15 protein-coding genes and 1 pseudogene are annotated in these 17767 nt (G+C 70.2%); 6 read left to right on the forward strand and 10 right to left on the reverse strand.

The window, feature by feature from the left end:
- Window positions 1–19 precede the first annotated feature (19 nt).
- The 3 genes from ACFYR3_RS18275 to rimP form a co-directional block, all read right to left on the reverse strand.
- Window positions 20–298: a YlxR family protein gene (locus ACFYR3_RS18275; RefSeq protein ID WP_355842113.1), complete on the reverse strand. Its 279-nt coding sequence runs from the start codon at window positions 296–298 to the stop codon at window positions 20–22.
- A gap of 101 nt (window positions 299–399) precedes the next feature.
- Complete coding sequence (gene nusA, locus ACFYR3_RS18280; RefSeq protein ID WP_355842116.1) at window positions 400–1398, reverse strand: transcription termination factor NusA; 999 nt, start codon at window positions 1396–1398, stop codon at window positions 400–402.
- Window positions 1399–1400: 2 nt separating this feature from the next.
- A complete protein-coding gene (gene rimP, locus ACFYR3_RS18285; protein ID WP_355842119.1) occupies window positions 1401–1898 on the reverse strand; it encodes a ribosome maturation factor RimP in 498 nt (165 codons plus the stop codon).
- 252 nt (window positions 1899–2150) lie between these two features.
- On the opposite strand from rimP, the gene ACFYR3_RS18290 reads away from it, so the two are divergent.
- From ACFYR3_RS18290 to ACFYR3_RS18300, 3 genes are read left to right on the forward strand one after another with little or no spacing between them, the layout of a single operon-like run.
- Entirely contained in the window at window positions 2151–2801 is a 651-nt protein-coding gene (locus ACFYR3_RS18290) for a hypothetical protein (RefSeq protein ID WP_355842122.1), read from the forward strand.
- Window positions 2798–3271, forward strand: coding sequence for a ferritin-like domain-containing protein (locus ACFYR3_RS18295; RefSeq protein WP_355842125.1), 474 nt, complete (start codon window positions 2798–2800; stop codon window positions 3269–3271). Before ACFYR3_RS18290 ends, ACFYR3_RS18295 begins: the two co-directional genes overlap by 4 nt.
- A gap of 46 nt (window positions 3272–3317) precedes the next feature.
- Complete coding sequence (locus tag ACFYR3_RS18300) at window positions 3318–4259, forward strand: aminoglycoside phosphotransferase family protein (protein ID WP_389283976.1); 942 nt, start codon at window positions 3318–3320, stop codon at window positions 4257–4259.
- 178 nt (window positions 4260–4437) lie between these two features.
- On the opposite strand, the gene ACFYR3_RS18305 is transcribed toward ACFYR3_RS18300, so the two are convergent.
- Window positions 4438–6129: a proline--tRNA ligase gene (locus ACFYR3_RS18305; protein WP_389283837.1), complete on the reverse strand. Its 1692-nt coding sequence runs from the start codon at window positions 6127–6129 to the stop codon at window positions 4438–4440.
- A gap of 225 nt (window positions 6130–6354) precedes the next feature.
- On the opposite strand from ACFYR3_RS18305, the gene tnpA reads away from it, so the two are divergent.
- Window positions 6355–6813: an IS200/IS605 family transposase gene (gene tnpA / locus ACFYR3_RS18310; RefSeq protein ID WP_355842131.1), complete on the forward strand. Its 459-nt coding sequence runs from the start codon at window positions 6355–6357 to the stop codon at window positions 6811–6813.
- Window positions 6797–7992 (forward strand): annotated as a pseudogene (locus tag ACFYR3_RS18315) (RNA-guided endonuclease InsQ/TnpB family protein); the annotation flags it as partial. The gene tnpA and the pseudogene ACFYR3_RS18315, both read left to right, overlap by 17 nt.
- Window positions 7993–8052: 60 nt before the next feature.
- Here ACFYR3_RS18315 and ACFYR3_RS18320 read toward each other — a convergent pair.
- The 6 genes from ACFYR3_RS18320 to secA all read right to left on the reverse strand — a co-directional run bounded on the left by ACFYR3_RS18320 (window position 8053) and on the right by secA (window position 17161).
- The gene (locus ACFYR3_RS18320) at window positions 8053–8622 is read right to left on the reverse strand and encodes a GNAT family N-acetyltransferase (RefSeq protein ID WP_355842506.1); all 570 of its coding nucleotides are present in this window, start codon (window positions 8620–8622) and stop codon (window positions 8053–8055) included.
- A gap of 61 nt (window positions 8623–8683) precedes the next feature.
- Window positions 8684–9532, reverse strand: coding sequence for a GNAT family N-acetyltransferase (locus ACFYR3_RS18325; RefSeq protein ID WP_355842134.1), 849 nt, complete (start codon window positions 9530–9532; stop codon window positions 8684–8686).
- Between the two features lie 790 nt (window positions 9533–10322).
- The gene (gene ispG / locus ACFYR3_RS18330; protein ID WP_355842137.1) at window positions 10323–11480 is read right to left on the reverse strand and encodes a flavodoxin-dependent (E)-4-hydroxy-3-methylbut-2-enyl-diphosphate synthase; all 1158 of its coding nucleotides are present in this window, start codon (window positions 11478–11480) and stop codon (window positions 10323–10325) included.
- 168 nt (window positions 11481–11648) lie between these two features.
- Window positions 11649–12953, reverse strand: coding sequence for a site-2 protease family protein (locus tag ACFYR3_RS18335; protein WP_355842140.1), 1305 nt, complete (start codon window positions 12951–12953; stop codon window positions 11649–11651).
- A complete protein-coding gene (gene dxr, locus ACFYR3_RS18340) occupies window positions 12950–14206 on the reverse strand; it encodes a 1-deoxy-D-xylulose-5-phosphate reductoisomerase (RefSeq protein ID WP_389283840.1) in 1257 nt (418 codons plus the stop codon). Before dxr ends, ACFYR3_RS18335 begins: the two co-directional genes overlap by 4 nt.
- A 192-nt stretch (window positions 14207–14398) precedes the next feature.
- Window positions 14399–17161: a preprotein translocase subunit SecA gene (gene secA / locus ACFYR3_RS18345; protein ID WP_389283842.1), complete on the reverse strand. Its 2763-nt coding sequence runs from the start codon at window positions 17159–17161 to the stop codon at window positions 14399–14401.
- 77 nt (window positions 17162–17238) lie between these two features.
- Between secA and ACFYR3_RS18350 the strand changes: the two genes are divergently transcribed.
- Window positions 17239–17724, forward strand: a complete 486-nt coding sequence (locus ACFYR3_RS18350; RefSeq protein ID WP_355842148.1) for a hypothetical protein — start codon at window positions 17239–17241, stop codon at window positions 17722–17724.
- Window positions 17725–17767: the final 43 nt, after the last annotated feature.

Genomic DNA, 17767 nt, shown 5'->3' on the forward strand with positions numbered 1-17767 from the left:
GGTTCCGCACGACGCTTTCTTACGGGTTTGCCTGCTCGACGTAGAGGCGCAAGGCCTCGGTGTCGAGCGGTCCGAGGGCGCGCAGCGCCCGTGGGACCGCCCGGCGGCGGACCGCCAGATCGAGACAGACCAGAACGGGATGCACGTACGCACCCCGGCCGGGCAGCGTACCGCGAGGATCGGGGGCGCATTCGCCCTCGACCGCCACGATGCGCAGCAAGTCTCTCTTGGCCGCTCGCTCCCGGCACCCCACACAGGTGCGTTCAGGGCATGCGCGGGCTCGCGTCCGGCCAGACACTCTTAAGTCTACCTCCCCGTACCGACCTCACCCCTTTGGGGCAAAAATCGAACGGCTGTTGTCGTGATGTAACCGATCCGCGGGCCGGATCTATTCCCGATCTATTCCCCGCGCTGCTCGGCGGGGTGCTCGGTGTCCGGACGGATGTCGATCCGCCAGCCCGTGAGGCGGGCGGCGAGGCGGGCGTTCTGGCCCTCCTTGCCGATCGCCAGCGACAGCTGGTAGTCGGGGACGGTCACCCGCGCGGAGCGGGCCGCGAGGTCGACGACCTCGACCTTGGAGACACGGGCCGGGGAGAGCGCGTTCGCCACCATGTCGGCCGGGTCGTCCGACCAGTCGACGATGTCGATCTTCTCGCCGTTCAGTTCGGCCATCACGTTGCGCACCCGGCCGCCCATGGGGCCGATGCAGGCGCCCTTGGCGTTCAGACCGCTGCGGTTGGACCGGACGGCGATCTTCGTGCGGTGGCCGGCCTCGCGGGCGATGGCGGCGATCTCGACGGAACCGTCGGCGATCTCCGGCACCTCCAGCGCGAAGAGCTTCTTCACGAGGTTCGGGTGCGTACGGGACAGGGTCACGGACGGACCGCGGACGCCCTTGGCCACCCGTACGACGTACGAGCGCAGGCGCAGGCCGTGCTCGTAGTTCTCGCCGGGGACCTGCTCCTGCACCGGCAGGATGGCCTCCAGCTTGCCGATGTCGACGAGCACGTTCTTCGGGTCGCGGCCCTGCTGGACCACACCGGTGACGATGTCGCCCTCACGGCCCGCGTACTCGCCGAGGGTCGCGTCGTCCTGCGCGTCCCGCAGGCGCTGCAGGATGACCTGCTTGGCGGTGGTCGCGGCGATCCGGCCGAACCCCGACGGGGTGTCGTCGAACTCGCGCGCCTCCTGCCCCTCCTCCAGATCCTCGGGGTCCTCCTTCGCCCACACGGTCACATGGCCGGTCTCCCGGTCGAGTTTCACGCGCGCGCGCCGGCGGCTTCCCTCGGTGCGGTGGTAGGCGATGAGGAGGGCCGACTCGATCGCTTCGACCAGCAGGTCGAAGGAGATCTCCTTCTCCCGTACCAAACCCCGCAGGGCACTCATGTCGATGTCCACGGCTACGCCTCCTCTTCCTTCTTGTCCTTGCGGCTGAACTCGACCTGGACCCGGGCCTTGACGATGTCCGCGAAGGCGAGCCGCTTGGCGGTGGGCTTGCGCCCCTTCACGCCCGGCACTTCGACATCCAGACCGTCGTCCTCGACCCGCAGGATCCTGGCGAGCAGTTCTTCGTTCTCCGCCAGCTGGAACTTCACCAGGCGGTCGGTGGCGCGTACGTAGTGGCGGTGCTCCTTGAGCTCGCGCTCGGCACCGGGGGTTCCGACTTCGAGGGTGTATTCACCCGCACCCATCGCGTCCGTCTCGTCGAGCTTCGCCGAGAGCGCGCGGCTCACATCGGCGATCGCGTCCAGGTCGGCACCTTCGTCCGAGTCCACGACGACGCGCAGAACACGCTTGCGGCCTACGGTCTCCACTTCGATCTCTTCCAGATCGAGGCCCTGGGAGCTCACGAGCGGATCCAGGAGTTCTCGCAGCCTCTCGCTCTGGGTCGTGCTCATCCGGGTGACTCCTCGGCCGCGTGTGCTGTTGTGGGTTGGTCGCGTGTCAGCTCAAAGGGTATCCGGTCGCGGAGGGTGTTGCCGTCCACCGCGACGGGTGTGCTCGCGCGGACAGCTGCCGGAGAGCGTCCGCGAAATCGCGCCGGAGACAGATGGGCGAGAGCCGCTGGGCGGTGATCGGCCGATGCGCGGGTACCGTGATCGCGGGCAGCTCGCCCATACTTTCGTTCGAGCCCTCCGAGGACGTCTGCCGTGTCGTTCCCCCTGCCGTCGCGCACCCCGTCGGGTCCGCGCCGAAGGACCCTGCTCGCGGCCGCCGCGGGCGCCTTCGCGCTCGCGGGCTGTTCCGCTCCCGAGCCGTCCAGCGACACGACGGGCGGCAGCCCCTCGGCCGCGGACCGGGCCCGCGCTCGTGCCGCCCGCGACAGCATGACGCTCTCCGACCGGTACACCGCGGTGATCGCCGCCCATCCGGACCTTGCGGAGCGGCTCGGCCCGCTGCGGGCGGAGGTGGTCCGGCACGTGAGGGCGTTCGGAGGCGGCAGCGCGGGGGCGTCCGCGTCCCCGTCCGTGTCTCCGCTCGTGTCCCCGCCCTCGCCCTCCTCGTCGGCGTCTCCGTCCGCGTCCCGGTCGGGGTCTCCGTCGGCTTCCGCGTCGGAGTCGGCTTCGAGTTCGAGTTCGAGTTCGGCGTCGAGCGCGGCTTCGGTTTCGGCCGGCGCCTCCCCCGGTGTGGCGGCCCGGCCCAAGGACGCGCTCGCCGACCTCGCCGCCGCCGAACTGGCGCTCGCGGACGAACGGACGCAGGCACTGGTGGAGGTTCCCGGAGAGCTCGCCCGACTGCTCGCCTCGGTGGCGGCGGCCGGTGCGGCCCACGCGTTTCTGCTGACGAAGGCGGCGAAGTGAGCAAGCGGAACAGGACCGAGGAAGCCGAGCTCAAGGCCCTGCAGGCCGCGCTGGGCGCCGAGCACGCGGCCGTCTACGGCTACGGCGTCGTCGGCGGCCGGATCGGCGAGGCCCGGCAGACGGACGCCCGGTCGGCGTACGACGCCCATCGGGCCCGCCGGGACGAACTGGCGCGGGCGGTGAAGGACATGGGCGGCTCACCCGAGGCCGCGTCGGCCGCGTACATGCTGCCGTTCCCCGTGACGAACACCGCCACGGCCATACGGTTCGCGGCCGAGCTGGAGGAGCGGGTGGCCGATGTGTACTCCGACCTCGTACGCGCCGCCACGGGCGACCGGCGGCGCATGGCGGCCGGGGCGCTGCGGGAGGCCGCGGTCCGTGCGGTGCGCTGGAGCGGCGAGAGCGTAGCCTTCCCTGGGCTCGCCGAGCGGGCCGGCAACCCGTCCGCCACGGCGCCCTCGCCGACGTAACGCGTCCTGGAACCTGGAAGGGAACATCTCGCGCATGGACTCGCGCATGGCCTTCGAACCGCCGCAGCGCCTTCTTCGGGCGCTCGGCGAGACCCGCCGGAGCGGGCCGGAGGGGGTCGACGAGGCCGACGAGTGGCTGGAGAGGCTGCCCGAGCTGGTCCAACAGGCCCTCGATCTGCGTGAGTTGACCGTGGAACGGGTGCAGGCGCCGGGTGGGCGCAGCAGTCTGGTCGTCCTGGTGCGACAGGCCGACGGCACGCCCGCCGTGCTGAAACTGGCGCCCGAGCGGGCGCGTCCGGAGAGCGAGCGGGCCGCGCTCGCCCACTGGGACGGCCGCGGCGCCGTCCGCCTTCTCGACCCCGGCGACGCCTCCGGCTCCGATGGCGTCCTGCTCCTTGAACGGCTGCACCCGGACATGTCCGTGCGGTCGCTGCCCGAGGCGAAGGCCCTGCTGGAGGCGGCGGGGACGCTGCGTCGGCTGTGGGTCGAGCCACCCGCCGGCCAGGTCTTCGAGACCGTCGCGGAGCGGACCGGGCGGCAGGCCGAGGCCATGCGGGCCGCGGCGGCGGCCGAGGCCGGTACCGGAGCCGAGGTCGGGGCCCTGGTCGACGCGGCGCTCACGGCCCGCGACGAGCTGCTGGCCGGACCGCCCGAGGCACGGCTCCTGCACGGCACCTTCCGGCAGAGCAAAGTGCTCGCCGGGGAGCGCGTGCCCTGGCTGGCCGTCGGACCGGACCCGGTGGTCGGGGAGTGCGCGTTCGACCTGGCCCGGCTGGTCCGCGACCGGGTGGAGGACCTCATCGCATCGCCTTCGGGGCCGTCGATCACCCGGCGCCGGGTCAAGCGGCTCGCCGAGTCCCTGGACGTGGACCAGGAGCGGCTGCGCGGCTGGACCCTGTTCCGCGCCGTCGAGTCGGGCGTCCGGGCGGGCCGGGTCGGCCGCCTCCGCGACGCCGAACTCCTCCTGGAGTTCGCCGGCTGGCTCTAGGGCTGTCAGACCAATTCCCTGTCGGACCGATTCCCCGCAGGGCGCATGACCCTTACGACGCACGGCACATGACGGATCGTCACATCCTGCGTGTGCGGGGAGCAACCCTGTAGAAAAAACCCGGCGGCGCCCCCGCCCCTCGCGAGAGGAGACTGTGGGGGCGCCGCCGGGTGAACGGCTACGCCGTCAGGCGGGCGATCGCCTCTTCGACGGTCAGTTCCTCGCGCTCGCCGGTGCGGCGGTCCTTCAGCTCCACGACGCCCTCGGCCGAGCGGCGGCCGGCGACCAGGATCGTCGGTACGCCGATCAGCTCCGCGTCGGTGAACTTCACGCCCGGGGAGACGCCGGCGCGGTCGTCGACCAGGACGCGGACGCCCGCGGCGCCGAGCTTCTCGGACACGTCGAGCGCCAGCTCGGTCTGGAGGGCCTTGCCCGCGGCGACCACGTGCACGTCGGCGGGAGCGACCTCCTTGGACCAGCACAGGCCCTGCTCGTCGGCCGACTGCTCGGCCAGCGCGGCGACCGCGCGGGAGACGCCGATGCCGTACGAGCCCATGGTCACGCGGACCGGCTTGCCCTGCTGCCCGAGGACATCGAGACCGAAGGTGTCGGCGTACTTGCGGCCGAGCTGGAAGATGTGACCGATCTCGATGGCGCGGTCCATCTTGAGGCCGGTGCCGCACGCCGGGCAGGGGTCACCCGCCTGCACCACGACGACGTCGAGGTAGTCGTCGACCTCGAAGTCACGGCCGGCGACGACGTTCTTCGCGTGTGTGTTGATCTTGTTGGCCCCGGTGATCCAGGCCGTGCCGGGCGCGACGCGCGGGTCGGCGATGTAGCGGACCTTCTCCAGGCCCTGCGGGCCCACGTAGCCGCGTACGAGGTCGGCCCGGCCCTCGAAGTCCTCGGCCGTGACGAGCTCGACGACGGCCGGGGCGAGGTGCTCGCCCAGCTTGCCGAGGTCGACCTCGCGGTCGCCGGGGACACCCACGGCGACGATCTCGCCGTCGACCTTGACCAGCAGGTTCTTCAGCGTCGCGGAGGCGGGCACGCCGAGGTGCTCGGCGAGCGTCTCGATGGTCGGGGTGTCGGGGGTGTCCAGCTCCTCGACCGCGCCGTGCTCCGCGGAGACGGGTGTGAGCTTGAAGGTCACGGCCTCCGTGTTGGCGGCGTAGTCGCAGGCCGGGCAGTCCACGAAGGTGTCCTCACCGGCGGCGGCGGGCGCGAGGAACTCCTCGGAGGCCGAGCCGCCCATGGCGCCGGAGACGGCGGACACGATGCGGTAGTCGAGACCGAGGCGCGCGAAGATCTTCTGGTACGCCTCGCGGTGCAGCCGGTAGGACTCGGCGAGACCCTCGTCCGTGATGTCGAAGGAGTACGAGTCCTTCATCTGGAACTCGCGGCCGCGCAGCACGCCGGAGCGCGGGCGGGCCTCGTCGCGGTACTTCGTCTGGATCTGGTAGAGCATGACCGGCAGGTCCTTGTACGAGGCCACCTGGTCCTTCACCACCAGGGTGAAGATCTCCTCGTGCGTCGGGCCGAGCAGGTACTCCGCGCCCTTGCGGTCCTTGAGGCGGAAGAGGAGGTCGCCGTACTCCTCCCAGCGGGCGGAGGCCTCGTAGGGCTCCTTGGGCAGCAGGGCCGGGAGGAGGACCTCCTGGGCGCCGATGGCGTCCATCTCCTCGCGGACCACCCGGGAGACGTTGTCGAGGACCTTCTTGCCGAGCGGCAGCCAGGTCCAGATGCCCGCGGCGTTGCGTCGTACGTAGCCGGCGCGGACCAGCAGCTTGTGGCTGAGCGTCTCCGCGTCCGCCGGGTCGTCACGCAATGTCTTGACCATCAAACGGGACATGCGCTGGACCTGGGCCATGATTCTCGACTCCTGCTGCGTAAGGGTGATGTCTGGAGGTTAGCCGGGCAGCGGCCGTCCCCGGAAATCCATTAGACCTCCGGCGAGGGGAACCGCGTCTTCAGGCGTGGGCATTCACTTTTCGGAATTGCTCTGACCTTCGCCTTCCTCATGGATCCGCGCTGTTGACATCAGGCCGCCGAGGTCTGAGGACACTAGACACACGCCGCTTGTATAGTGACGGCTGTGACTGTGGCTCGGAAGGTCCGCCGGTATTCCAGCGGCGTGTACGACTTGGGACTGCACGTCGTGTGGTGCCCGAAGTACCGCCGCCGGGTCCTCGACGGCCAGGTCGCAGTCCGGCTGCGTGAGCTGATCGAGACGAAGGCCACCGAGAAGGGCTGGGAGGTCATGGCCCTTGAGGTGAAGCCCGACCATGTGCATCTGTTCGTGAAGCACGGCCCGAAGGCTTCCGCGTCGTACGTGGCTAACCAGTTCAAAGGCGTCACCTCCCACGTCCTGCGCGAGGAGTTCCCGCACCTGAGGTCGCAGATGCCCACCCTGTGGTCGTCGTCGTTCTTCGTGGCCTCCGCCGGAGCCGTCAGCGCCGACAGCATCGAGCAGTACATCGACACCCAGTGGGAACGCTCCTCGACCAAGAAGCAAAAGGAGCAGGAGGAGGGTGGTCGTGCACCGCGCGTATAAGTTCCTTCTCCGTCCCACCGTCCGCCAGGAGCAGGCGCTGGGCGAGATGCTGCGCGACCACTGCTCGCTCTACAACGGGGCCTTGCAAGAACGCCGTGACGCCTACCGGCACGCCTCGAAGACCACCGTCCGCTAGGGGGATCAGTCCGCGCAGCTGAAGGACATCCGGTCGTTCCACCCGCAACGTCAGGGACGCTGGTCGTTCTCCTCGCAGCAGGCCACTCTGCGCCGCCTGGACAAGGCGATGCACGCGTTCTTCCGCCGTGTCAAGGCCGGGCAGACGCCCGGGTATCCGCGGTTTCGGGGGGTGAACCGGTTCGACACGGTCGAGTTCCCCAAGGACGGTGACGGCTGCCGCTGGGACTCCACCCCACACGACCCGGTCACCCGTGTCCGCCTCCGAGGTGTCGGGCACGTCCGCGTCCACCAGCACCGTGCGGTACACGGCCGGGTCAAGACGGTCAGCGTCAAGCGCGAGGGCCGGCGGTGGTATGTGATCCTCGCCTGCGACGAGGTTCCGGCCGAACCTCTCCCCGCGACCGGGGCGGTGACCGGCATCGACATGGGCGTCGCCCACTTCCTCACCACGTCCGAGGGCCGGCACATCCCCAACCCGCGCCACGGCCGCCGCAGCGCAACAGCCCTGGCCGACGCCCAGCGCGCCCTGAAAGACTTCCCCAGGCGCAGGCGGGAGAACCGGTCGGCCCGCCACCGCCGGGCCGTGGAGAAGGTCGCCGCCCTCCACCGCAAGATCGGGCGCCGACGCACCGACCACGCGCACAAGACCGCTCTCTCCCTGGTCCGCGACTACGACGCGATCGCCCACGAACGCCTGAACATCGCGAACATGGTCCGTACCCCGAAGCCCGAACCCGACCCCGACGCGCCCGGTGGCTTCCGGCCCAACGGTGCGGCGGCCAAGGCCGGGCTGAACAACAGCATCCACGATGCGGGTTGGGGGTGTTCCTGGGCATCCTCGCGCACAAGGCTGAAAGCGCCGGTCGCGTACTGATCCCGGTGGACCCCCGCAACACCTCCCGCACCTGCCCCACCTGCGGGCACGTGTCCGGCGAGAACCGCACCACACAGGCAGAATTCGAGTGCACCCGCTGCGGCCACGCAGCCAACGCCGACCAGGTCGGTGCGCTCAACGTCGCCATCAGGGCCGGGCTGGTCCTTCCCGAAGTGGTCTGGCCACCGACAGGAGAAGCCCCCGGATTCATCCGGGAGGAGGAGTCACTAGCGGTGTCGCAGCGGAAGCGGGGCGCCCATCACGGCGTACGGCTTGGGTGCGCTGGGGAACAGGACCTGCCGTGCGAGGTCCTCGTAGCCGAGGGAGCGGTACAGGCCGCGGGCCGGGCTGTCGAAGTCGATCGCGGAGAGGATCGAGCGGGGTTCGGCCGCGGTGTCCGTGATGGAGGTGATCAGGGCTCGGCCGACACCCCGGTTCTGGAAGCGGGGGTGGACGTGCAGTTCGGTGATCACGAAGGAGTCGTCGAGCCAGCCGTCGTGGCCCCGGCCGCGCAGATACGGTTCGACGACGGTGGACCACCAGTGCGCGCGGTCGTTGGGCATGCCGTAGACGAAACCGACGAGCCGTCCGTCGACGGTGGTGGCGCCGAGCGCGTGGGCTCCCGGGAAGGTGAGGTGGCGCAGCACGATCTGACGTCGTACGGCGATCTCGTCGGCGCCGAGCCCGAAGGCGAGCGCCTGCACGGCGAGCGCCTCGTCGACGCGCGCGGTGAGATCCAGCGGGCCGATGACGACGTCGTGGGAGTCGCGGGGGCCCTGACCGGGGAAGCGCAGCATGCCGGGAGACTACCTGGCGGACAGCGGGACATGTGAGGTCCCGATGGGCCCGCGGCAGGCGTCAGAACAGGACACTCATGAACGCGCCGACCTCTTGGAACCCGACGCGGCGGTACGTCGCCCGCGCCGCGGCGTTGAAGTCGTTGACGTAGAGGCTGACGAGCGGGGCGACATCGGCGAGGGCGTAGCGCAGCACGGCCGCCATGCCGGGGGCCGCCACTCCCCGCCCGCGGTACTCGGGGGCCACCCACACGCCCTGGATCTGGCAGGCCAGGCCGGTCGCGGCGCCGATCTCGGCCTTGAAGACGACCTTGCCGTCCTGGTCGAGGCGGGCGAAGGACCGGCCGGAGCCGACGAGTTCGGCCACCCGGGCCTGGTAGAGCAGGCCGCCGTCGCCGGCCATCGGCGAGACGCCGACCTCCTCGGTGAACATGGCGACGCACGCCGGCATGATCGTCTCCATCTCGTCCTTGCGGATGCGGCGGACGAACGGATCCGGGGCGATGTCGGCGGGCAGCCGGTCGGTCACCATCAGCGGCTGGTGGGCGCGGACCTCGCGGGCGGGGCCCCAGCTCGGTTCGAGCAGCCGCCACAGCAGGGCGGTGGATTCGGCGGGACCGACGATCGAGGAGCAGCGGCGGCCGCCCCTGCGGGCCCGGTCGGCGAAGCCGCGCACGGCGCGCTGGGTGGCGCAGATCGGGACGAGGTTGGCGCCCGCGTAGCAGAGGGACTGCAGCATGCCGTCCTCGTACCAGCCCCACATCTCGCCGCCGAGCCGCCATGGGTCGAGCCCGGCGATCTGTACGCGGGAGGCGACGAAAGCGTTCGCCACCGGCTCGCGGCCGAGGACGGCGAGCGCGGCGTCCAGGTCACTCGGTTCGAGGACCCTGGTGGTGGTCTGGGTCAACACGTACGGAGGCCTCACCCTGGGGTCTGCTGATCTCCGCACTGTACCCGGAGAGGTTGTGCCCTGCCCGCCCTCTTGCACGGGCCCACCCGGCCGAGGCCGGTGCCCATCTTGCACGGGCCCCCGGCCGTGGCCGGCGGCCGCGAGCCGCCCGCCGGACCGGTCTCGGGCTGCGCGGGGGCTGTTCACGCAGTTCCCCGCGCTCCGCGACCCCCGGGCCGCCCCGGGGAGCCTCGGGTCGGCCCGGGGGTCGCGGGGAGACGGGTCCGCTCTCGGGGTGACGGGAACCTGTCCCGGGCCCGGGGCCCACGTGCGATACCTCGGCCGGTCGGGGGTCCCGCAGGAGACTGGGGTGCTCTCCCGTGGTGCCGGGATCCTGGGCGGTCCGGGTCCACCGGAACCCTGAGCCATCTGCCGGGGCCACCACGAACCCGACCTGCGCCCGGGACCCACGTGGGAGTCTCGGCCGGTCCGGGGTCCAGGTGGGAACCTCGGCCGGGCCGGAGTTCGCCCGGAACCTCGGTCGGGCCCGGGTCCGCCAGGAACCTGGGCCACCTGACCGGGCCGCCGGGAACCCAGGCCGGCCCAGGATCCACGTGGGACACCTCGGCCGGTCCGGGTCCACCAGAACCCTGAGCCGCCTGACCGGGCCGCCGGGAACCTTGTCCGGTCCGGAGTGCGCCGGGAACCTCGGTCGGGTCCGGGTTCGAGTGGGCGGGGCTGAGTGCTGTCGGGCGTCGTTCGAGCGTGCGGGGCGGGGTGCCGGCGGGCGGCCGGCCGACATAAGCCGACGTCAGCCGGCGACGGATACCGACGGCTCGCCGGAGGCGATGCCCTCGGCCTCCATCTGCTCGGCGAGCTTCATGGCCTCCTCGATCAGGGTCTCCACGATCTTCGACTCGGGGACGGTCTTGATGACCTCGCCCTTGACGAAGATCTGGCCCTTGCCGTTGCCGGAGGCGACACCGAGGTCGGCCTCGCGGGCCTCGCCCGGACCGTTCACGACGCAGCCCATGACGGCGACGCGCAGCGGGACCTCCATGCCGGTGAGGCCGGCGGTGACTTCCTCGGCCAGCTTGTAGACGTCGACCTGGGCGCGGCCGCAGGACGGGCAGGAGACGATCTCCAGCCCGCGCTGCTTGAGGTTCAGCGACTCCAGGATCTGCAGGCCGACCTTGACCTCCTCCACCGGCGGGGCCGACAGGGAGACGCGGATGGTGTCGCCGATGCCCTCGGAGAGCAGGGCGCCGAAGGCGACGGCCGACTTGATGGTGCCCTGGAAGGCGGGACCGGCCTCGGTCACGCCGAGGTGCAGCGGGTAGTCGCAGGCGGCGGAAAGCTGGCGGTAGGCGTTGACCATGACGACCGGGTCGTTGTGCTTGACCGAGATCTTGATGTCCCGGAAGTCGTGCTCCTCGAAGAGGGAGGCCTCCCAGAGCGCGGACTCGACGAGCGCCTCGGGCGTCGCCTTGCCGTACTTCTGGAGCAGTCGCTTGTCGAGCGAGCCCGCGTTGACGCCGATCCGGATCGGGGTGCCGGTGTCCTTCGCGGCCCGCGCGATCTCCTTGACCTGGTCGTCGAACTGCTTGATGTTGCCGGGGTTGACGCGGACGGCCGCGCAGCCGGCGTCGATCGCGGCGAACACGTACTTCGGCTGGAAGTGGATGTCCGCGATGACCGGAATCTGGGACTTCTTGGCGATCGTGGCGAGCGCGTCGGCGTCGTCCTGGGTGGGACAGGCGACGCGCACGATCTGGCAGCCGGACGCGGTCAGCTCGGCGATCTGCTGAAGCGTGGCGCCGATGTCCGACGTACGCGTGGTCGTCATCGACTGCACCGAGACGGGTGCGTCTCCACCCACGGCCACGGTCCCGACCTGGATCTGCCGGGTCTTGCGGCGCTCGGCCAGCTTGGTCGGAACGGACGGCATGCCGAGAGAAATCGCAGTCATCTGCTGTGCAACCCCAAGTTGTGGATCAAGGTCCCGGAATCGTGGGCTCCAGGCTTCGAGATTACGGTACGGGCGCGCCACCGAGCACATCACGCCCCCGCCCCCAAACCCACTCAATGGAAGGCGGCCGGACACCCAGGGTGCCCGGCCGCCGCAAACGCAGGCTTGCTAACTGATTTTCACCGGGTTAACCACGTCCGCCACGAGCACCAGCAGCGTGAAACAGACGAAGATTCCGGCCACCACGTAGGCCACCGGCATCAGCTTCGCCACGTCGAACGGACCCGGGTCCGGCCGCTTCAGGACCTTCGCCGTGTTGCGGCGCAGCGCCTCCCACAGCGCGCCCGCGATGTGCCCGCCGTCGAGCGGGAGCAGCGGGAGCATGTTGAACAGGAACAGGGAGAGGTTGAACCCGGCGACCAGCAGCAGCATCATCGCGACCTGCTGCGACGCGGGGATGTGCAGGGTGAAGACATCGCCGCCGATGCGTGCCGCGCCGACGACGCCCATCGGGGAGTCGGCCTTGCGCGGGCCGTCGCCGAAGGCCGCGTTCCACAGGTCGGGGACCTTGCCGGGCAGCGAGACCAGGGACTCGACGCCGTTCTGCATCATGTCGCCCATGCGGTTCACGGACTCGCCGAAGGACTGCTGGACGATGCCGGAGGCGGGCGTGAAGCCGAGGAAGCCGGCGTACACGTACTTGCCCTCGACATAGCCGCCGTTGCCGTCGGTCTTGCTCACCTGGTTCTTGATCAGGTGGGCCTTCAGGGCGAGCTGCTGCCCCTTGCGCTCGACGGTGATCGTGACGTCCTTGCCGGGGTTGGCCCGGATGTCGGACTGGAGGGCCGACCAGTCGCCGACCGGCTTGCCGTCGAACGCGAGGATCTTGTCGCCGCCCTTGAGGCCGGCGGCCTTGGCGGGCGCCGCCTCGTCGCTCTTCGCGCACTTCGTGCGGTTCTCGCTCTGCTGGATGACGCAGTCCGAGACCTTGCCGACCGTGGTGGTCTGCGTCTGGACGCCGAACGTCATCATCACGCCGAGGAAGATCGCGACGGCCAGGATGAGGTTCATGAAGGGACCGGCGAACATCACGATCACGCGCTTCCACGGCTTGCGCGTGTAGAAGAGGCGGGTCTCGTCGCCGGGCTTCAGCTCCTCGAAGGCCGCCGACCGGGCGTCCTCAATCATGCCCCGGAAGGGGGACGTCGAGCGGGCCTCGATCCTCCCGTCCGGGCCGGGCGGGAACATGCCGATCATGCGGATGTAGCCGCCGAGCGGGACGGCCTTGATGCCGTACTCGGTGTCACCCTTCTTGCGCGACCAGATCGTCGGGCCGAAGCCGACCATGTACTGCGGCACCCGGATGCCGAAGAGCTTGGCCGTCGACAGATGTCCCAGCTCGTGCCACGCGATCGAGATCAGCAGCCCGAGCACGAAGACGACTATGCCGAGGATCATCATCAGGGTCGTCATGCACGAGCCTCCGCGATTGTCGTCTGTGCCGTCAGTTCACGGGCCCGGGCACGCGCCCAGGTCTCCGCTTCGAGGACGTCCGCGAGGGTCAGGGAAGTTCCCGTACGCGGTGTGCCGTGTTCCTCGACGACCCGGGTGACGGTCTCCATGATCCCGTTGAACGGCAGTGTGCCGTTCAGGAACGCGTCCACGCACTCCTCGTTGGCGGCATTGAACACCGCCGGGGCCGTACCCGCGAGCTGCCCCACGTGCCGGGCGAGCCCCACCGCCGGGAAGGCGTCGTTGTCGAGCGGGTAGAACTCCCAGCTCGACGCCTTCGTCCAGTCGAAGGCGGGGGCCGCGTCCGGGACGCGCTCGGGCCAGCCGATGCCGATGGCGATGGGCCCCCGCATGTCGGGGGGCGTCGCCTGGGCGATCGTCGAGCCGTCCGTGAATTCCACCATCGAGTGGACATACGACTGAGGGTGCACGACCACCTCAATCCGATCGAAGGGAATGTCGTAGAGGAGGTGCGCCTCGATGACTTCCAGTCCCTTGTTGACCAGGGTGGCGGAGTTGACCGTGATGACCGGGCCCATGGCCCAGGTGGGGTGCGCGAGGGCGTCGGCCGGTGCCACGTCCGCCAGCTCCGCCTTCGTACGGCCGCGGAACGGGCCCCCGGAGGCGGTCACCACGAGTTTGCGTACCTCCGCGAGGGTGCCGGAGGCCAGTGCCTGGAACAGGGCGGCGTGCTCGGAGTCGACCGGGATGATCTGGCCCGGCTTGGCCAGCGCCTTCACCAGCGGGCCGCCGACGATGAGCGACTCCTTGTTGGCGAGCGCGAGGGTGCGGCCCGCCTCCAGGGCGGCGAGGGTGGGCGCGAGGCCGATGGAACCGGTGATGCCGTTCAGGACGGTGTGGCAGTCGGAGGCGGCGACCTGGGTGGCCGCCTCGGGTCCGGCGAGGATGTCGGGAAGGGTCTCACCGGGGGCGTAGTGGGCCGCGAGGGCTTCCCTGAGCGCCGGGACGGCGTCCTCGCGCGCGACGGCGACCGTCCGCACCCGCAGTCGGTGGGCCTGTTCGGCGAGCAGGGCGACCCTGCCGCCGGCGGCGGACAGCGCGGTGACCCGGAACCGGTCGGGGTTGCGCAGCACGAGGTCGATGGCCTGGGTGCCGATCGAGCCGGTGGATCCGAGGATCACGACATCCCTGACTCCGGCCACGGGGTCGAAGACAAGATGCGGATCAGCGAGGGGGGCTGGACTGTCGCTCATCCCCCCATTGTGGCCGCATCGCGTCCGCCGAAGGACAGGGCGTCCCTCATTCCCGCCGCCTCCCCCGCGATTCCCGGTGCGCGGCCGCGTCAACGGGCCTCCGCGAGGTGTGGACATCCCCTACGGGCGGCTGTGGACGGGTGCGCGCCGGCGGGGGTTCGGGAACGGCAGGTCGCCTTACTGATCCGCAGGTCAGCGCTTGCGGCGGCGCCTGGATCCGGACCTCGGCGACTTGGGGCGGTGCCGCGCGGGCGGTCCGTCGGCGGGTTCGGGAACGGCCGGCGCGGTCCCGGGCGACTGTCTGCGGGCGAACGCGCCTTCGACCACCCCATCGGCCGTGTCGAGTGTCGGTGCGCTGAACAGGAGGCCGCCGATGCGGTCGCGCCGGTCGAGGGCCTCGGTGGCCGGAGCCGCGGCGTCGAGGTTGAAGACGTAGCCGACGGACTCCTCCTTGATGGCGTCGGTCATGGCTCCGTACATGTCGAAACCCTCGCGCTCGTACTCGATGATCGGCTCGCGGCCGAGGGTCCAGCGCAGGCCGATGCCGTCGCGCAGGTAGTCCATCTCGTAGAGGTGCTCGCGCCACTTGCGGTCGAGGACGGACAGGACGACGAGGCGCTCAAGGTCGCGCAGGTTCTCCGAGCCGAGTTCCGTCTCGCGCTCCCCGTACCGGGTGCGGATGTCGTCGGTCACCGTCTCGACGACCCGCTCTGTGGTGAGGGCGTCGCGGCCGCCGTAGCGGTCCTCCAGCTCCTCGACGGTGATCCCCACGGGGTACAGCTGCCCGAGCACGCCCCACAGGCGCTCCAGGTCCCACTCCTCCCCGAAGCCCTCGCCGGTCTCCTGCTCGATGTACGCGCGGACGGTGTCCTCCATGAAGTGGACGATCTGTTCGCGCAGGTCCTCGCCGGCGAGGACGCGGCGGCGTTCGGCGTAGATGAGCGTGCGCTGCCGGTTGAGGACCTCGTCGAACTTCAGGACGTCCTTGCGGGACTCGAAGTGCTGCTGCTCCAGCTGTGCCTGGGCGGAGGCGATGGCGCGGGTGACCATCTTGTTCTCGATGGGTACGTCGTCGGGGACGTTCGCCATGGCCATCACGCGGTCGACGACGTTGGCCCGGAACAGCCGCATCAGGTCGTCCTCCAGCGAGAGGTAGAAGCGGGAGGCGCCGGGGTCGCCCTGCCGGCCGGAGCGGCCGCGCAGCTGGTTGTCGATGCGCCGTGACTCGTGGCGCTCGGTGCCCAGCACATAGAGCCCGCCGAGTTCCTTGACCTCGTCGTGCTCGGCCGCGACCGCGGAGGTGATCCGGTCGAGCACCCTCCGCCGTTCCTCCGGGTCCGTGTCCTCGCCCGTCTCGGCGAGCGCCATGGCCTCCGGGTTTCCGCCGAGCATGATGTCGGTGCCGCGGCCCGCCATGTTGGTGGCGACGGTGACGGCGCCCCGGCGTCCGGCCTGGGCGACGATCTGGGCCTCGCGCTGGTGGTTCTTGGCGTTGAGGACCTCGTGCCGGATGCCCTGCCTGCGCAGCAGCGCGGAGAGCACCTCGGACTTCTCGACGGAGGTGGTGCCGACCAGGACGGGCTGGCCGAGGTCGTGCTTCTCGGCGATGTCGGCGAGGATCGCGGCGTACTTCGCCTCCACGGTGCGGTAGATCTGGTCGGGGTCGTCGCGCCGGACCATGGGCCGGTTGGTGGGGATCGGGACGACGTGCAGCTGGTAGATCTGGTGGAACTCGGCCGCCTCGGTCATGGCGGTGCCGGTCATGCCGGCGAGTTTGTCGTAGAGGCGGAAGAAGTTCTGCAGGGTGATCGTGGCGAGCGTCTGGTTCTCCTCCTTGATATCGACGCCTTCCTTGGCCTCGATGGCCTGGTGCAGTCCCTCGTTGTAGCGGCGGCCCGCGAGGATGCGGCCGGTGTGCTCGTCGACGATCAGGACCTCGCCGTCCACGACGACGTAGTCCTTGTCCTTCTTGAAGTGCTCCTTGGCCTTGAGGGCGTTGTTGAGGTGTCCGATCAGCGGGGTGTGGTCGGACTCGTAGAGGCTGTCGATGCCGAGCTGGTCCTGGAGGTACTCGACGCCACCGTCCAGGACCGACACCGTGCGGGTCTTCGGGTCGTACTCGTAGTCGTGCCGCATCCGCATTTCGGCGAGGCGGTCCTTGTCGGCCTGCGTGGTGAACTGCTCCTCCTGCACCCGTACGCCCTTCATGTGCTGCGCGAACGCGGCGAAGGCCTCGTACCAGTGCGTCGGCTGGTCGGCCGGTCCGGAGATGATCAGCGGGGTGCGCGCCTCGTCGATGAGGATCGAGTCGGCCTCGTCGACGATCGCGAAGTGGTGCCCGCGCTGCACGAGTTCGTCCCGCGACCAGGCCATGTTGTCGCGCAGATAGTCGAAACCGAACTCGGTGTTGGTGCCATAGGTGATGTCGCAGGCGTATTGGGCACGGCGTTCGGCGGCGGTCGACTCCGTCCGGACGACGCCGACGGTCAGTCCGAGGAAGCGGTACGCGCGCCCCATCCACTCGGCGTCACGCCGGGCCAGGTAGTCGTTGACCGTGACGAGGTGAACGCCCTCACCGGTGAGGGCGTTCAGATACACCGGCAGGGTGCCGACGAGGGTCTTCCCCTCACCGGTCTGCATCTCGGCGATGTTGCCGAGATGCAGCGCCGCTCCGCCCATGATCTGTACGTCGAAGTGGCGCATGCCGAGAATGCGGCGGGACGCCTCGCGCATCGCGGCGAAGGCTTCCGGCAACAGGTCGTCGAGGCTCTCGCCGGCGGCGTGGCGTTCCTTGAACTCCGGTGTGAGCGCCTGGAGTTCCTCGTCGGTCAGCGCCCTGAACTCCTCTTCCAGGGAGCCGACCTGTGCCGCGAGGCGTTCGAGGCGGTGCAGCATCCGGCCCTCGCCCGCCCGCATGATCCTGCTGGTGATGGCGTCGAGACCTTTTCCTGGCATGGGAATTCCCTCGCGATTCGGCGCAGCTGTACGGCGTCCATGACCGGCCCCGGCCGGCGATCGGCCCGCCGGAGAATATGGACACCCTGCTGATCCGCTCTGATCACTTCACGTCTGATCACTTCACGCGGTTCGGGGTCGTCGGCAAGGTCGAGCGCCGCGCGGCAGAGTTGCTGGATGACGGGCCGCTCGCCGGGCCGGCCTGCGTCGAGGAGTCCGTCGACGTCGCGGAGATCGCTCCCCCGGATCGCCGGCGCGTCGGAGCGGGCGACGGGCGGCCGCGGCACCTCGCCGACCAGGGCCGACGCGCGGTCGACGACGAGGACCGCCAGGGCGTCCGGGTGCGCTTCGAAGGTCTCCGGCGCTGTTTCGCGCGGCTTCCGCGCGAGGGGCCGCGCCTCGTCGAGCACGGTCCGCGGAGCCCGTACGCGGTCAATTTCGTTCAGCTGCCGCCACGCCTCGGCGCGGGCCCGCGTCGGCTGTACGGAAATGCCGTGACTGTATTCTTCTCCGATTCCTCGGCGCATCTGCCGTCCCTGTTTCGCCGTTCCTTTCATTGTTGACGCACAGCTTCGGTGCGGCAAGCAGCGGAACGGCGAAAGGGAC

It is taken from the genome of Streptomyces sp. NPDC005784 (assembly GCF_042871525.1).
GTDB lineage: Bacteria > Actinomycetota > Actinomycetes > Streptomycetales > Streptomycetaceae > Streptomyces.

What these genes read in the sequence shown, in the direction of transcription:
- ACFYR3_RS18300 (WP_389283976.1), top strand. Translation starts at nt 3,318, where the DNA reads ATGGCCTTCGAACCGCCGCAGCGCCTTCTTCGGGCGCTCGGCGAGACC.
- rimP (WP_355842119.1), bottom strand. Translation starts at nt 1,898, where the DNA reads ATGAGCACGACCCAGAGCGAGAGGCTGCGAGAACTCCTGGATCCGCTC.
- ACFYR3_RS18305 (WP_389283837.1), bottom strand. Translation starts at nt 6,129, where the DNA reads ATGGCCCAGGTCCAGCGCATGTCCCGTTTGATGGTCAAGACATTGCGT.
- ispG (WP_355842137.1), bottom strand. Translation starts at nt 11,480, where the DNA reads ATGACTGCGATTTCTCTCGGCATGCCGTCCGTTCCGACCAAGCTGGCC.
- ACFYR3_RS18320 (WP_355842506.1), bottom strand. Translation starts at nt 8,622, where the DNA reads ATGCTGCGCTTCCCCGGTCAGGGCCCCCGCGACTCCCACGACGTCGTC.
- ACFYR3_RS18335 (WP_355842140.1), bottom strand. Translation starts at nt 12,953, where the DNA reads ATGACGACCCTGATGATGATCCTCGGCATAGTCGTCTTCGTGCTCGGG.
- dxr (WP_389283840.1), bottom strand. Translation starts at nt 14,206, where the DNA reads ATGAGCGACAGTCCAGCCCCCCTCGCTGATCCGCATCTTGTCTTCGAC.
- ACFYR3_RS18350 (WP_355842148.1), top strand. Translation starts at nt 17,239, where the DNA reads ATGGACACCCTGCTGATCCGCTCTGATCACTTCACGTCTGATCACTTC.
- secA (WP_389283842.1), bottom strand. Translation starts at nt 17,161, where the DNA reads ATGCCAGGAAAAGGTCTCGACGCCATCACCAGCAGGATCATGCGGGCG.